Annotated in this window: 15 protein-coding genes; 3 read left to right on the top strand and 12 right to left on the bottom strand. The window is 63.8% G+C overall.

Features of this window, described 5'->3' with window-relative positions; translation table 11 throughout:
- Positions 1 to 98: 98 nt before the first annotated feature.
- From trpA to trpB, 3 genes are read right to left on the bottom strand one after another with little or no spacing between them, the layout of a single operon-like run.
- Positions 99 to 893, bottom strand: coding sequence for a tryptophan synthase subunit alpha (trpA, locus tag AC2A04_RS11460; RefSeq protein WP_484212471.1), 795 nt, complete (start codon positions 891 to 893; stop codon positions 99 to 101).
- Positions 890 to 1279, bottom strand: coding sequence for an endonuclease domain-containing protein (locus AC2A04_RS11455; protein ID WP_484212470.1), 390 nt, complete (start codon positions 1277 to 1279; stop codon positions 890 to 892). The genes trpA and AC2A04_RS11455 overlap by 4 nt, the downstream gene beginning before the upstream one ends.
- A 45-nt stretch (positions 1280 to 1324) precedes the next feature.
- Positions 1325 to 2539, bottom strand: coding sequence for a tryptophan synthase subunit beta (gene trpB, locus AC2A04_RS11450; RefSeq protein ID WP_484212469.1), 1215 nt, complete (start codon positions 2537 to 2539; stop codon positions 1325 to 1327).
- Between the two features lie 384 nt (positions 2540 to 2923).
- Between trpB and AC2A04_RS11445 the strand changes: the two genes are divergently transcribed.
- Entirely contained in the window at positions 2924 to 3385 is a 462-nt protein-coding gene (locus AC2A04_RS11445) for an outer membrane protein (protein ID WP_484212468.1), read from the top strand.
- Between the two features lie 71 nt (positions 3386 to 3456).
- Here AC2A04_RS11445 and AC2A04_RS11440 read toward each other — a convergent pair whose 3' ends face one another.
- Together AC2A04_RS11440 and AC2A04_RS11435 are read right to left on the bottom strand one after the other, a co-directional pair.
- A complete protein-coding gene (locus AC2A04_RS11440) occupies positions 3457 to 4101 on the bottom strand; it encodes a phosphoribosylanthranilate isomerase (RefSeq protein WP_484212467.1) in 645 nt (214 codons plus the stop codon).
- A 51-nt stretch (positions 4102 to 4152) separates the two neighbouring features.
- Complete coding sequence (locus AC2A04_RS11435) at positions 4153 to 4911, bottom strand: SIMPL domain-containing protein (RefSeq protein WP_484212466.1); 759 nt, start codon at positions 4909 to 4911, stop codon at positions 4153 to 4155.
- Between the two features lie 134 nt (positions 4912 to 5045).
- Between AC2A04_RS11435 and AC2A04_RS11430 the strand changes: the two genes are divergently transcribed.
- On the top strand, positions 5046 to 5648 hold the full coding sequence (locus AC2A04_RS11430) for a hypothetical protein (protein ID WP_484212465.1): 603 nt from the start codon (positions 5046 to 5048) through the stop codon (positions 5646 to 5648).
- A 25-nt stretch (positions 5649 to 5673) separates the two neighbouring features.
- On the opposite strand, the gene AC2A04_RS11425 is transcribed toward AC2A04_RS11430, so the two are convergent.
- From AC2A04_RS11425 to radC, 7 genes are all read right to left on the bottom strand, one after another.
- Positions 5674 to 6177 carry a GNAT family N-acetyltransferase gene (locus AC2A04_RS11425; RefSeq protein WP_484212464.1) on the bottom strand — a complete coding sequence of 168 codons (504 nt, stop codon included), beginning with the start codon at positions 6175 to 6177 and terminating at the stop codon, positions 5674 to 5676.
- A gap of 4 nt (positions 6178 to 6181) precedes the next feature.
- Entirely contained in the window at positions 6182 to 6856 is a 675-nt protein-coding gene (gene pyrF / locus AC2A04_RS11420; RefSeq protein WP_484212463.1) for an orotidine-5'-phosphate decarboxylase, read from the bottom strand.
- Complete coding sequence (locus AC2A04_RS11415) at positions 6853 to 7167, bottom strand: DUF1049 domain-containing protein (RefSeq protein WP_484212462.1); 315 nt, start codon at positions 7165 to 7167, stop codon at positions 6853 to 6855. Before AC2A04_RS11415 ends, pyrF begins: the two co-directional genes overlap by 4 nt.
- Positions 7168 to 7252: 85 nt before the next feature.
- Positions 7253 to 8569, bottom strand: coding sequence for an adenylosuccinate lyase (gene purB / locus AC2A04_RS11410; RefSeq protein WP_484212461.1), 1317 nt, complete (start codon positions 8567 to 8569; stop codon positions 7253 to 7255).
- Positions 8570 to 8674: 105 nt separating this feature from the next.
- Entirely contained in the window at positions 8675 to 9445 is a 771-nt protein-coding gene (locus AC2A04_RS11405; RefSeq protein WP_484212460.1) for an SGNH hydrolase domain-containing protein, read from the bottom strand.
- A complete protein-coding gene (locus tag AC2A04_RS11400) occupies positions 9390 to 9611 on the bottom strand; it encodes a hypothetical protein (RefSeq protein ID WP_484212677.1) in 222 nt (73 codons plus the stop codon). The genes AC2A04_RS11405 and AC2A04_RS11400 overlap by 56 nt, the downstream gene beginning before the upstream one ends.
- A 179-nt stretch (positions 9612 to 9790) precedes the next feature.
- On the bottom strand, positions 9791 to 10525 hold the full coding sequence (gene radC, locus AC2A04_RS11395; RefSeq protein WP_484212459.1) for a RadC family protein: 735 nt from the start codon (positions 10523 to 10525) through the stop codon (positions 9791 to 9793).
- 87 nt (positions 10526 to 10612) lie between these two features.
- On the opposite strand from radC, the gene AC2A04_RS11390 reads away from it, so the two are divergent.
- Complete coding sequence (locus AC2A04_RS11390) at positions 10613 to 13786, top strand: intermembrane phospholipid transport YdbH family protein (RefSeq protein WP_484212458.1); 3174 nt, start codon at positions 10613 to 10615, stop codon at positions 13784 to 13786.
- The last annotated feature ends 54 nt before the right edge of the window (positions 13787 to 13840 follow it).

Raw genomic sequence — 13840 nt, 5'->3', positions numbered from 1 at the left:
CGTCATTGCGAGTGGCGAAGCCGCGAAGCAATCCAGAGGCGGTTCTGCGCGGCTCTGTATTGCTTCGCGCGGCGCTTGCCGCACTCGCAATGACGATTCTATTGTGTGCGGGCAGAGTGGACAGCAGCGGCGAGCGCGGCGGTGAGTTCGCGCACCGGGCCTGCGGCATCGGCGCCGTGCTGTGCGACGAGATCGACCAGCGCCGAACCGACGACGACACCATCAGCGACCTTGGCGATGGCGGCGGCCTGATCGGGCGTGCGCACGCCGAAACCGACCGCAACCGGGATCGTGGCCGTGGCCTTGATGCGCGAAACCGCCTCGTCGATGCTCGCCTGCGCGGCCTGCTGCATCCCCGTGATGCCCGCGACCGAGACGTAATAGAGGAAGCCCGACGAGCCTTCGAGCACGGTGGGAAGCCGCGCCGCGTCGGTGGTGGGCGTGGCAAGGCGGATCGGCGAGACGCCCGCGCCGCGCAGGGCAGGGCCGAGTTCGGCGTCTTCCTCGGGCGGAATGTCGACGCAGATCACGCCATCGACGCCAGCCTTGACGCATTCGGCGGCGAACCACTCAGCCCCGCGCGTAATCATCGGATTGGCATAGCCCATCAGCACCAGCGGCACTTCCGGGTGGCGTGCGCGGAACTCGGTGGCGATGCGGAAAAGGTCGGTGGTGGTCGTGCCTGCGCCGAGCGAGCGCAAGTTCGCCAGCTGGATCGCCGGACCATCGGCCATCGGGTCGGTAAACGGCATGCCCAGCTCGATCACGTCGGCCCCGCCTTCGACGAGGGCGTCGAGGATGGAAGCAGTGGCCTCAGGCGTCGGGTCGCCGCCCGTGACGAAGGTGACGAGGGCCGGGCGGCCCTTGGCGAAGGCGTTGGAGAGGCGGGTCACTTAGCCCTCTCTCCTTCAGGGGAGAGGGTTGGGAGAGGGGGCTGCATTTCCCCAATCACGCTCGCCAGATGGATCAAAACGCCCTCCAAATTCTGCATAACGTCCACATTCGTATATCGCACAACCCGATAGCCTTCCGATTCCAGAAAGCGAGTCCGGATTGCATCGCGGGCATCATCGACATCGTGGGTATTTCCATCGATCTCGATCACAAGCTTGGGCTCGTTGGCGGAAAAATCCGCGATGTAAGATCCGATCACTTTTTGTCGACGGAACTTCACGCCCTGGAAACGCTCGGCACGCAACTGCAGCCACATGCGTGTTTCCGGCTCGGACATGGCCTTGCGGTTGTCGCGGGCGAACTCCGTAATTCTCGGGTCGCGCACTTCCCCTCTCCCAACCCTCTCCCCTGAAGGGGGGAGGGCTATATGTCAAAGCGAAACCCCCAGATGCTCCGCCACGGAAAAGATGTCCTTGTCGCCGCGGCCGCACAGGTTGGCGAGGATGATCTGGTCCTTGCCCATCGTCGGCGCGAGCTTCTTGACGGCGGCGATGGCGTGGGCGGGTTCGAGCGCGGGGATGATGCCTTCGGTGCGGCAGAGCAGCTGGAATGCGTCCAGCGCTTCCTTGTCGGTTACCGAGGTATAATCGACGCGGCCCACTTCCTTGAGCCATGAATGCTCAGGACCGATGCCGGGATAATCGAGGCCTGCGCTGATCGAGTGGCCCTCGGTGATCTGGCCGTCCTCGTTCTGCAGCAGGTAGGTCTTGTTGCCGTGGAGGATGCCGGGGCGTCCGCCCGCCAGCGATGCGGCATGTTCCTTGTCGAGCCCATGGCCCGCCGCTTCGACGCCAAGCATCTTCACGCTGGCATCATCGAGGAACGGGTGGAACAGGCCGATGGCGTTCGATCCGCCGCCGATGGCCGCCACCAGCACGTCGGGCAGGCGGCCAGTGCGGGCGAGCATCTGCGCGCGCGCTTCCTTGCCGATCACGCTCTGGAAATCGCGGACCAGTTCCGGATAGGGGTGCGGGCCAGCAGCGGTGCCGATGATGTAGAAGGTGTTGTGGACGTTGGCGACCCAGTCGCGCAGCGCCTCGTTCATCGCGTCCTTGAGCGTGCCTGCGCCTGCCGTCACCGGCACGACTTCGGCACCGAGCAGCTTCATGCGGAACACGTTGGGCTTCTGCCGCTCGACGTCGGTCGCGCCCATGAAGATCACGCAAGGCAGGCCGAAGCGCGCGCAGACCGTGGCGGTGGCCACGCCGTGCTGGCCCGCGCCGGTTTCGGCGATGATCCGCGTCTTGCCCATGCGCATGGCGAGCAGGATCTGCCCGATGCAATTGTTGATCTTGTGCGCGCCGGTGTGGTTCAGCTCGTCCCGCTTGAACCAGACTTGCGCGCCACCCAGTTCCTCGGTGAGGCGCGGTGCGAAGTACAAGGGGCTCGGGCGGCCGACATAATGTTCGAGCAGGTCGTCGAACTCGGCCTGGAACGCCGGGTCGGCCTTGGCCTTGCGATATTCCTGCTCAAGATCGAGGATCAGCGGCATCAGCGTTTCGGCAACGTAGCGTCCGCCGAACTGGCCGAAGTGGCCGCGCTCGTCAGGCTGGTTCCGGAAGCTGTTGGGTGTCTGAACGGTCATGGCTTGGCGCTTGGCAGAGGGCACGGCGCTTGTCCAGATTCGCCTGACGCGATCTGCGGTTTTGCGCCCTTTCAGGCAGGCACGGCCGAGGTTGCCGGACAGGTCCCGCCGGTCGTTCATGTAGCGGCAATATGGCGGGAACTAGGTGGGAAGGGCTACGTCGTGAAGGCGGCTCCAATGGGGGCCGCCTTCATTTTTTCAAGTAAGGCGGAAACATAATTTCTATCATAAAAATTGTTAGAGAGTAGGATGTTGCGAGAAAGTCACATTTCTCGAGACTTATTTAATCCATGTGAATTTCGGCATTGTCACCGGATTGCGTGGTTACTACCTGCCGCCTCGCTCACTTCACAAAGAAGGGGCCAAAAAGTCAGGAGTACTACTATGCGTCTGGTTCTTATCTCTCTCGCCGCCTCGCTTGTTGCGGCAACTCCGGCTCTTGCCAACGAAGCACGCGTCGAAGCACGCGGTGGCGTTGCATGGAGCAACGGTGAAAGCGAAGCCATCGCTGGCGTTGCCGCCGGTTACGATTACGATCTCGGCCAGACCGCTTTTGTCGGTGCCGAAGTTACCGCTGACAAGCTGCTGACCGACAACACCAAGGTTTCGTTCGGTTTCAACGGCCGTCTTGGTGCCAAGATCGCCGAAGCCGGCAAGCTCTATGCCGTTGGCGGCTACAACACCGAATTTTGTGACCTGTGCGATGGCACCTGGACCGCAGGCGCTGGCTACCAGCACTCGTTCGGCAAGCTTTACGGCAAGGTCGAATACCGTCACTTCTTCGTCGATTCGAACTTCGGTGACGACGTTGACGCCGTGGCTGTCGGCCTTGGCGTGAAGTTCTGATCGCATAACCATCCACGGTTGATCAGGCGGGCGGCCTCCTTGGGGAGGCCGCCCGTTTTTGCCTAGAGAGGTCAGACGTTGCGGGCGTTGAAGCAGAAGCTGCGTATGCGGTCCGCGTCCTTCACACCGGGCGCGCTTTCGACGCCCGAGGATACATCGACCAGCGGAGCGCCGGTGCGCCGCACCGCTTCGGCCACGTTGTCCGCCGAGAGACCGCCGGCAAGGCCCCACGGCATGGGGCCGCGATGGGCCGTGAGCAGGCTCCAGTCGAAGACGAGGCCGAGACCGCCGGGAAGATCCGCGCCCTTGGGGGCCTTTGCATCGAACAGCACGAGGTCGGCCGCACCGGAATAGGACTGCGCGCGCAGGACGTCATCGCGTGTTGCAACGGAGAGTGCTTTCCACACGGGCAGGCCGAGGTTGCCGCGTAACTGGGCGAGAGTTTCGGGCGTCTCGCTTCCGTGGCACTGAACTACGTCGAGCCGTGCAGCGATGGCAGCTTCGGTGATGAAGCTGGCATCTGCATCGACGAACAGGCCGACAATCTTGGCCCGGCCCGAAGCACGATCGCCCAATGTCGCAGCCGCGGCCAGCGAGACATTGCGCGGACTCTTGGCGAAGAACACTAGTCCGATGTAGTCGGCGCGCGCGGAAATGGCCGCGTCGAGCGCCTGAGGCGTGTTGATCCCGCAGATCTTGATGGCAGGCGCAGGCATGAGCGGCGCGTTACGGGTAACGCGCCGCACCTGTCAATTTATGCCTGAAGGTCAGGGCGCCAGTTCGTAGCTCACGTTGATCGTCACCGTCATTTCAAGCTCGCCTGCCGCAACGGGCGAGGCCTTGGGCGCACTGGCCATGTCTGCGCGCGCAAACATGATCGGAGGCGCAGGCGGCGGCGCCCAACCTGCGTTCTCGCTGATGGTCAGGATGCGGACGACGCGCAGTCCGGCGGCTTTGGCATAGAGGTCTGCCCGGGCGCGAGCCTTCTTCATCGCCTCGATCCGGGCCTCGTCCATCGCGGCGTCGGCATTGTCGAGCTGGAAAGAAGGACCGTTGACCTGGTTCGCGCCATTGGCGACGAGGGTGTCGATGACCTTCCCGTAGCTGTCGAGCTTGCGTTGGCGGACGGAGACCTGATTGGTCGCCTGATAGCCGATGATGACAGGGTCCTGCTGCTCGATCGAGCCATCGGGCATGCGCTGCGGCTGGCCATAGACCGGATTGACCGAGAGGTTGCTGGTCTGGATGTCGCGCTCGGCAATGCCCGCCTTTCGCAACGCCGCGATAACCGCCGTCATGCGTTGGGCGTTCTCGGTCAGCGCCGCGCCAGCGGTCTTCGCCTGCGTGGTGACGCCAGCGCTGAACACAGCGAGATCGGGCGTGCGCGTGGACTTGCCTTCGGCGGCAACGTTCAACAGCGTGTTGCCCGAAGCGACGACGGGGCCTGAGGACATGGTCTGGGCCTGTGTGGAAAGCGGAACAAGCGCAGCAAGCGCGGCGGCAGCGAGCAGGATGGGGCGTTTCATACGTGTATTCTCCCTCAGGTCGTCGACAAGAACTGGCAGGTCGTCGCTTTCGTGACGATGAATTGGCGTTGAGCCGATCGTTAAGCTTTCCCTGTTACTCGCCGGGTGTCGGATCGTTCCGTTGGGGGTGGGGAATGGACAAGAGGAAGATCGTGCCTGCGCTGGCCTTGCTTGCATTTCTGGCAGGCTGTGCCGAGCCTGATGATTACCCGATGGGACGCAAGGCCGCGTACGACAAACTGATGACGGCAAAGATCGAACCGTCAGCGACCGGACCCTTCTTCCGCCTCGAAACCACAATTGACGGTAACGGCGGCTCGGAAGTCACGTACGATGCCAGCGGCTCGATGGCCCATCATGCCTGTACCGTGAGGTTGACAGAACTTGCCGCAGACAAGACGAAAGTCGCCGTCATTTGCGAGGGCGGCGGCGCGGGTGACGGTGCCGCAGCTGGCATGGCCCATCACTTGATCCGCAATCGTGTGATCGAGCTGGTCGATGCAACGCTGAAGGATCGGCCATTCGATCCGCAGCTCGCCGAAGGCTCGACGGCCTATCGCTGGCCGAACGACGGCGTGGATGGCAGCTATGGCACTGCCGCCAGGAACGCGCTTCAGATGGAAGCGGACATGAAGCGCGAAATTGCCGAATCCCCAATGGATTCGCGGCCGATCGAGGCCGAACCGGCCGCAGATTTTGTCGATCCTGCAAGCGGCCCGGAGCAAAGCTTCGAATAACGGCCGAACTGAGCCAGGAGTCGGGTCAACCCAAGCGGCGTTCGAGTACAACCATGGTGATGCCGTCGTTGCCAAAAACGGGCATCGGACGCGTTTCGCCGGTGCGGACATAGCCACGCCGCTCGTACCAGGCGATAAGCTCTGGTCGTGCCGCGATCACGGTCATCTCCATGATCCGGGCACCGAACTGCTCGGCAGCCGTGTCCTCGGCATCGGCGATGAGCGCGCGGCCAAGGCCTTCGGCCTGCCATTGCGGCAAAACGCACAGCATGCCGAGATAGGCGCGCGCCTTTCCGAGATCGGTGATCGTTACGGTGCCGACGAGTTCTCCATCCATTTCGGCAAGAAGCACCCGAACGTCAGGAGCGGCAATGGCCGCAGACAGCTCCGTATCGCTTGTGCGCTCGTCGTCGAGTAAGTCGGCTTCGTGGGTCCAACCCTGCCTGGCGCTGTCGCCGCGATAGCATGCTTCGACCAGTGCCCGCAGGCGCGCTACATCGGCAGGGCCAGCAGGCCTGAAACGGATCATGGGGTCAAAGAGTGGCTTCGATCGCGCGGGCGGCGGCCACCGGGTCTTCGGCGCGGCTGATCGGACGGCCGATCACGAGCACGCTGGCTCCGGCGTCGCGCGCAGCGCGCGGGGTGACGATGCGCTTCTGGTCGGCCACGGTCCCGTCTGCCGGGCGCAGGCCGGGGACGACGAAGTACCCGTTCTTCCAACGCTTGTGGACCGCGCCAACCTCGTGCCCAGAACAGACGATGCCGTCGAGTCCGGCCTCCTGTGCGATATCGGCGAGGCGCAGCGCCTGATCGTGGGCCGAACCCGCGACGCCCATGCCATTGAGATCACCATCGTCGAGGCTGGTCAGGACCGTGACGGCGACGACCTTGGTGCGCTCGCCAGCAGCAGCCTTGGCGTCTTCCATCATCGCGCGACCGCCCGTGGCGTGGATCGTGACAATGGCCGGTTCCAGGACGTGGATCGCCTGCATGGCACCTGCCACGGTGTTCGGAATGTCATGCAGTTTCAGGTCAAGGAAGATCGGCAGGCCAACCTTGGCCACTTCGTGCACGCCGTGATGGCCATGTGCGCAGAAGAACTCGAGTCCGAGCTTCAGCCCGCCGACATGGCCCTTGACCTTCTGGGCAAGGGCAATGGCGGCATCGAGGCGGGGCAGATCGAGGGCAAGGTAGATCGGGTTGCTCACAGGGTCTCGCTTCTGATGTCCCGGCTCTGGGCCGCTTCGAGGTTGGTGGAGGAGAGCGATGGCGCAGTGCGGGTTGCGGCTGCAGCTTCGAGCGTGGCGACGCGGCGGGTCAGGCGCCAGCGGGTGGCGCGGTAAAGCAGCCAGGTCGGCACTAGGCCCAGCAGGAACGCGGCGATGACGAGTGCGGGCAGCCGGGTTTCGAGCAGCAGGCCCTCCCAGATGCGCACTTCGACCGGCACCCAGTTCGCCGCACTGAACGCGGCAAGGGCAGAAATGACCAGAACCCAGAATATCGTGCGCAGCATGCTCATGCCTCCCGCTTCATGACCTGCCCGTCCGCCTGCGATGCTAGGGCAGGTGAACGCGCTTGGCCAGTCCCCGCGAAAGCGCGCTGGATCAAGCCTCGCCGAAGACGCGGGCGAAGATCGTGTCGATGCCCTTGAAGTGATAGTCGAGGTTGAACTTGTCCTCGATCTGCTCGGCCGTGAGCACCGCAGACACTTCCGGATCGGCCTTGAGCAGTTCCATCAGCGAAAGCTGACCGTCCGATTCCCAGACCTTCATCGCATTGCGCTGGACAAGGCGATAGGAAGCGTCGCGCTCGAGCCCGGCCTGGGTCAGCGCGAGGAGAACTCGCTGCGAATGGACAAGGCCGCCCATCTTGTCGAGGTTCTTCTGCATCCGTTCGGGATAGATGACGAGCTTGTCGATGACCGACGTAAGTCGGGCGAGCGCGAAGTCGAGCGTGATCGTGGCGTCAGGCCCGATGAAGCGCTCGACCGAGGAGTGCGAGATGTCGCGCTCGTGCCAGAGCGCCACGTTTTCCAGCGCTGGTGTAACGGCCGAGCGAACCATGCGTGCAAGGCCGGTGAGGTTCTCGGTGAGGACCGGATTGCGCTTGTGCGGCATGGCCGACGAGCCCTTCTGGCCCGGCGAGAAGTATTCCTCGGCCTCAAGCACTTCGGTGCGCTGGAGGTGACGGACCTCGACGGCGAGGCGCTCGATGCTGCTGGCGATCACGCCGAGGGTAGCGAAGAACATCGCGTGGCGATCGCGCGGGATGACCTGCGTCGAGACCGGCTCGACCTCAAGCCCGAGCTTCTCGGCGACATATTCCTCGACCGATGGATCGATGTTCGCGAACGTGCCAACCGCGCCCGAGATCGCGCAGGTGGCGACTTCGGCGCGCGCGGCGACGAGGCGCGCACGGCAGCGGGTGAACTCGGCATAAGCCTCGGCGAGCTTCTTGCCGAAAGTGGTCGGTTCGGCATGGATGCCGTGGCTGCGGCCAATGGTGGGCGTATACTTGTGTTCGAAGGCGCGGCGCTTGATCGCTTCGAGCAGCGCGTCGAGATCGGCGATCAGCAGATCCGATGCGCGCGCAAGCTGGACGCTGAGCGTAGTGTCGAGCACGTCGGAGCTGGTCATGCCCTGATGCATGAACCGTGCTTCTGGGCCAACCTGCTGGGCGACCCAGTCGAGGAAGGCGATGACGTCATGCTTGGTGACGGCTTCGATCGCGTCGATCGCGGCAACGTCGATGGTCGGGTCTTTCGCCCACCAGTCCCAAAGTGCTTTTGCGCCCGAAGGCGGCACCACGCCAAGCTCGCCGAGCTTTTCGGTGGCGTGAGCCTCGATCTCGAACCAGATGCGATAGCGGGCTTCAGGCTCCCAGATCGCGGTCATGGCAGGGCGGGCGTAGCGGGGGACCATGTTCGACTCCGATAAAATGCTCGCCGCGCCGCTAGGGCGGGGGGGGCGCAAACGCAAGGGGCGAAGCGTCCCGATTGCCATTCCTCCTCGATTCGCCGGTGCGTTTCAGGGGGAAGGGAAGCGGGAAACCACCTGACGCGCAAAGCGTGGAACCAGATGCGTATGATCGGCATAGACGGGACTTCCCTCGATCACGAGCGGACACAGCGGCCCTGCGCAGAGCATGTCCGCCGTATCGACGAACGCCACTCCGGGATGCTGTGCGGCATATATGGCAAGTGCCTCGTTTATGCCTCGGGCCTCGGCTTGCACCGAAGGAAAAGCGGTAGGGCAGACCACGTTGATGAACGCGCGACAGCGCAGGTAGCCGCCGGACATTACCGGACCTGCCGCGAGCGCGGTCGGCACGTTGCCGATCAGGACTAGGCGAGTGCCGGCCGGCAGGCGGCGGCGCAAGCGGTCGATGCCGGTGAGCAGTTCGGGCAAGCCGTCAGACGATGTCGATCCCAACGCTGCACCGGTGGCGGTGCTCAGTAGATCCCTCTCCCATCTCTGCGCCCAGTAGACCGTGCTAACGTGCCGGCGCAGGACCATGTTGACCAGCCTGTCGGCCATTGCAATGCAGGCCGGCCCGCCGCTGTCTGTGGGCAGAAAATTGCTCGATCCCGGCAACGAGAGGCAGGCTGATTGGCCAAGCAGCGCCGCTTTGCCGAAGCGCTTGGTCAATGCCGGATAATATTGCCGGGCGTGACTGTCCCGGTAAAGCACAAAACTTAGCGCCCCTTCGGGCACGACCTCGTCCGGAGCCTCTGCGGCTGCATTAGCGGGCCCCTTTGCGGGAAGGAGGCGGAAGTGCGCAGCGGCTCCGAACGCCACGGCAATCGCAATGCCTGAAAGGCAGAACGTCGAAAAACGTGAACCGGCCGGCCTCGTGATCCTGCAATATCGTTGTTGTGATGAGGAAGCCACTGATCACGAAGAAGATGTCGACGCCGACAAAGCCTCCATCCCACCCCGGAATTCCGGCATGAAAGAGAACCACCGGAATTATCGCGAGAGCGCGCAGTCCTTCGATTTCACGACGATGGTGCAAAGTGATCCCGGTGCTGGAGTTCTCCGCCTCGGACCATGGCGAAAGGCATCATGCCGTGCAACCTTGGCCTGATTTGCGCCTGGCGTCGGCGCCCGGTGTCGGCGCCCGGTGCCGGCAAACCCCGGGCGTCAGATAAGTCCCTGAGCCTTTAGCGAGGTGTGGCCTTCGCGCCCGATGATGATGTGATCGTGTACCGACATACCCATCATGCGTGCGGCCTCCATGATCTTCTGGGTGATCTGGATATCTGCGCGGCTGGGCTTGGGTGATCCTGACGGGTGATTGTGCACGAGGATCATCGCGGCCGCGCCAACGTCCATCCCCTTCTTGATCACCTCCCGGGTATAGATCGGGCTTTCGTCGAGGGTGCCTTCACTCACGAGATGGTCGAGGATGAGCATGTTCTGCGTGTTGAGGTAGAGCACGCGCACGCGCTCGACATTGAGATGCGCCATGTCGATGTGGAGATAATCGAGCAGCGCCTGCCAGTTGGATAGGACCGGCTGTTCGCGCACCGTGGTGCGTGCAAGGCGCCGCGCGGCAAGAGCGACGATGCGCAGGGCGGCAGCGCTCGTTTCACCCATGTTGGGATGGAGCGCGAGCGCTTGCGGATCGGCGGTGAGAACACCCGCCAAACTGCCGAAGCGCTGCACCAGCGAACGCGCGATCGGCTTGGTGTCGATCCGCGGCCTTGCCACCATGAGCAGGTATTCGATCACCTCGTGATCGGCGAGCGCATCTTCTCCCCCGTTCATCAGTCGCTTGCGCAGGCGGGCGCGGTGGCCGCTCGAATCCTTGCCGTCGAATCCCGTGTCCGTTGCAACGGCGTTCTGTTCAGGAAAGAGTCGGGTTTGGTCGGCCATGTGTCCGTAACGCGGGCACCACAATTATTGTCGTGCGTTCAGTGCCGTGCATTGCCGAAGCGGGGGTAGTGCGCAAGAAGGGGGCAGATGGCAGATCGTTTCGAAATGGCGGAATCCGACGCGCCGCCAGTCCCCGAGTCAACAAGGCCGCGGCTACGCTGGCGCCGCATCGCCGTGCCCGCGCTTGCCATTGCGCTGGTTGCAGGCGGGGGGCTGTGGCTCTCGCGCAACCAGCTGGCCGACCGGGTCATCGCAGGACAACTTCGGGCTTACGGCTTGCCCGCCACCTATGAGATCGAATCGATCGGACCGGGGACGCAAGTCCTGCGCAATCTTGTCGTTGGGGATCCCAGGCGTCCGGACCTGACGGTGGAGCGCGTGCTGGTGGGTATCGAGTATCGCCTTGGCACGCCGGTCATCGGTTCGGTCAGGCTCGTGCGCCCAAGGGTTTACGGGCAATATCTTGATGGAAAGCTGAGCTTCGGTTCGCTTGACAAGGTGCTGTTTGCACCCCGCAGGAAAAATGAGCCGTTCGCGCTGCCCAAGCTGAAGCTTGCGGTCGAGGATGGCCGCGGATTGATGCTGACCGGATTCGGCAAGATCGGGCTGAAACTCGATGGTAGCGGGGCGTTGCAGAACGGCTTTTCCGGGACGCTGGCAGCCGTTGCGCCGCGCCTTGCCGGTGCTGGCTGTACGAGCGATGGCGCGAGCCTGTTCGGCAAGATCGCCATTCGCGACGAGCGACCGTCGCTGACCGGGCCACTGCGGCTCGCCGGACTGTCCTGCACCGGCGGAGTAAGCGCAGGTGCGATGACCGCGCAGATCGATCTGCGAGCCGACAAGGGGCTGACCGGTTTTGCAGGCGATGCCAATGTGCGCGGCAAGCGACTTGTCCTCCCGGGTGCCTCTGCCGAATCGCTCGCGCTGGATGCCCGACTTGGCTGGCGGGATCGCGTGCTCACCGGGCGCGTCGAGGCAAATGCCGGGAGCGTGCGCAGCGGCGGCGTGAGTGTCGGTCTGCTTGGCGTCGAAGGTCTGGTCAAGGCACGCAACGGTTTCGAGAAGGCGGAATTTCGCGGAAGCCTCAATGGCGAAGGGCTGCGCCAGGGCGCGGCGCTGGATGGCGCGCTGGCCGATGCGCAGACGGCCTCTGTTGGCACGCTTCTTGGCCCGATGCTGGCCCAGTTGCGCGGGGCGCTCAGGCGCGAAGAGCGCGGCAGTCGGCTTTCGGGCGAAATCGCTTTGCGGCGCAATGGTGGCGCAGGTCTGTCGCTGGTGGTCCCGCAGGCGCAACTGACCGGGGGCAGCGGCGCAGCGCTGCTCACTTTGTCGCGTTTCCAGATGGCCAGCGGGGGCGACAAGCGACCGCCACGCCTTGCGGGCAACTTCACAACCGGCGGCAACGGGATTCCGCACATCATCGGGCGCATGGAGCGCGGGCGTGCGGGGCAGGCGCTTTTCCGGCTGACCATGGCGCCCTGGCGCGCGCAAAGAGGGTCGATCGCGATCCCCGAAATGATGATTGCGCAAGTGGCCGACGGGTCGATCGGCTTTTCCGGAAGCGCGCGCGTTTCGGGTGCGATTCCGGGTGGTTCGGTCCAGAATCTCGTGCTGCCTGTGAACGGCGCCTATGGTTCGCGCGGGGAACTGGCGCTGTGGAAGCGCTGCGTGAGTGCGCGGTTTGATCGGCTGGTGCTGGGCGAAATGGCGGTCGACGGCAACACGCTCAACCTGTGTCCTCCGGGAGGCACTGCGATCGTGCGCCATGGTCCGGGCGGTTTGCGCGTGGCTGCAGGCACCCCTTCGCTCGATCTTTCTGGTCGGCTGGGCGAGACTCCGCTTGTCGTACGGACAGGCGCGGTCGGCTTTGCCTGGCCCGGCGTGCTCAACGCCAAGGCGGTCGAAGTCACGCTCGGGCCAGCGGCAACCGCCACGCATCTGAAGCTCTCCGAACTCGATGCGCGGCTGGGCAAGGACTTTACCGGGCGTTTTGGCGGCGTCGATGCGCGACTTGCCGCAGTCCCTCTCGATGTCAGCAACGCCGCCGGGGACTGGCGCTATGCCAAGGGCGCGCTGGTTCTGTCGGGCGTGGGCTTCGATCTGACCGATCGGCTCGATCCGGCGCGGTTCGAAAAATTGCGCAGCGAAGGCGCGACGCTGACACTGGCCGACAATCGCATCACGGCCAATGCCTTGCTGCAAGAAGCGAAGTCTTCGCGTGAGGTTGGTCGCACCGCTATCAAGCATGATCTGGCCTCCGGTCGCGGGCATGCTGACATAGCGGTGGATGGCCTGATGTTCGACAAGGCGTTCCAACCTGCGGACCTGACGCGGCTTGCCCTCGGCGTGGTCGCCAATACCTCCGGCACCGTGCGGGGAACCGGCGTGATCGACTGGAACGCGCGCGGCGTGACGAGTTCTGGCCGCTTCGGGACCGAGGCTATGGACCTTGCCGCGGCCTTCGGTCCTGTGCGGGGGCTTTCGGGTTCGCTCGAATTCACCGACCTGCTGGGCATGGTCACTGCGCCGCATCAGAAGCTGAAAGTTGCCTCGATCAATCCGGGAATCGAGGTTACTGACGGGATCGTTGATGTGTCGCTGCTTCCGGATCAGGTGCTGCGCCTGCACGAGGCGAACTGGCCCTTCCTTGGCGGAACGCTGAAGCTTGAGCCGACAGATCTGCGTCTCGGTGTGGCCGAAGCACGGCGCTACACGCTGACGATCGTTGGCCTCGATGCGGCCAAATTCCTCGAGAGAATGGAACTGGGCAATCTAGCGGCAACCGGCATCTTCGACGGCCAATTCCCGCTGGTGTTCGACGCAGATGGCGGGCGGATCGAGGAAGGCACGCTTGTTTCGCGTCCGCCCGGGGGTAACGTTTCTTACGTTGGCGCGCTGACTTACGAGAACATGGGCGCGATGGCGAACTTTGCCTTCGATGCTCTCAAGTCGCTTGATTACCGGACGATGACCATCGCGATGCGCGGCGATCTGGAAGGCGAGATCGTGACCAACGTGAAGTTCGGCGGGGTCAAGCAGGGCGCTGGCACGAAGAGCAATTTCATCACAAAGCAGGTGGCCAATCTGCCGATCCAGTTCAACGTCAATATCCGCGCCCCGTTCTACCAGCTGATCACCTCGTTCAAGGCGATGTACGATCCGTCGTTCGTGAAGGACCCGCGCACTCTGGGTCTGGTCGACGCCAACGGCCGACCGGTGCAGCGCCTCACCAACGGCGTGCGGCCGGGCGGTCGCCGGTGATTGTCCTTCCCCGCACGCCTTCGACCATTCAGCCTGCAGAAAGCGCAAACCTGC

It is taken from the genome of Novosphingobium sp. HNCC26DJ243, assembly GCF_057180545.1.
Note: the sequence above shows the minus strand (reverse complement) of the source record. Positions and strands in the feature narration are given on the sequence as shown.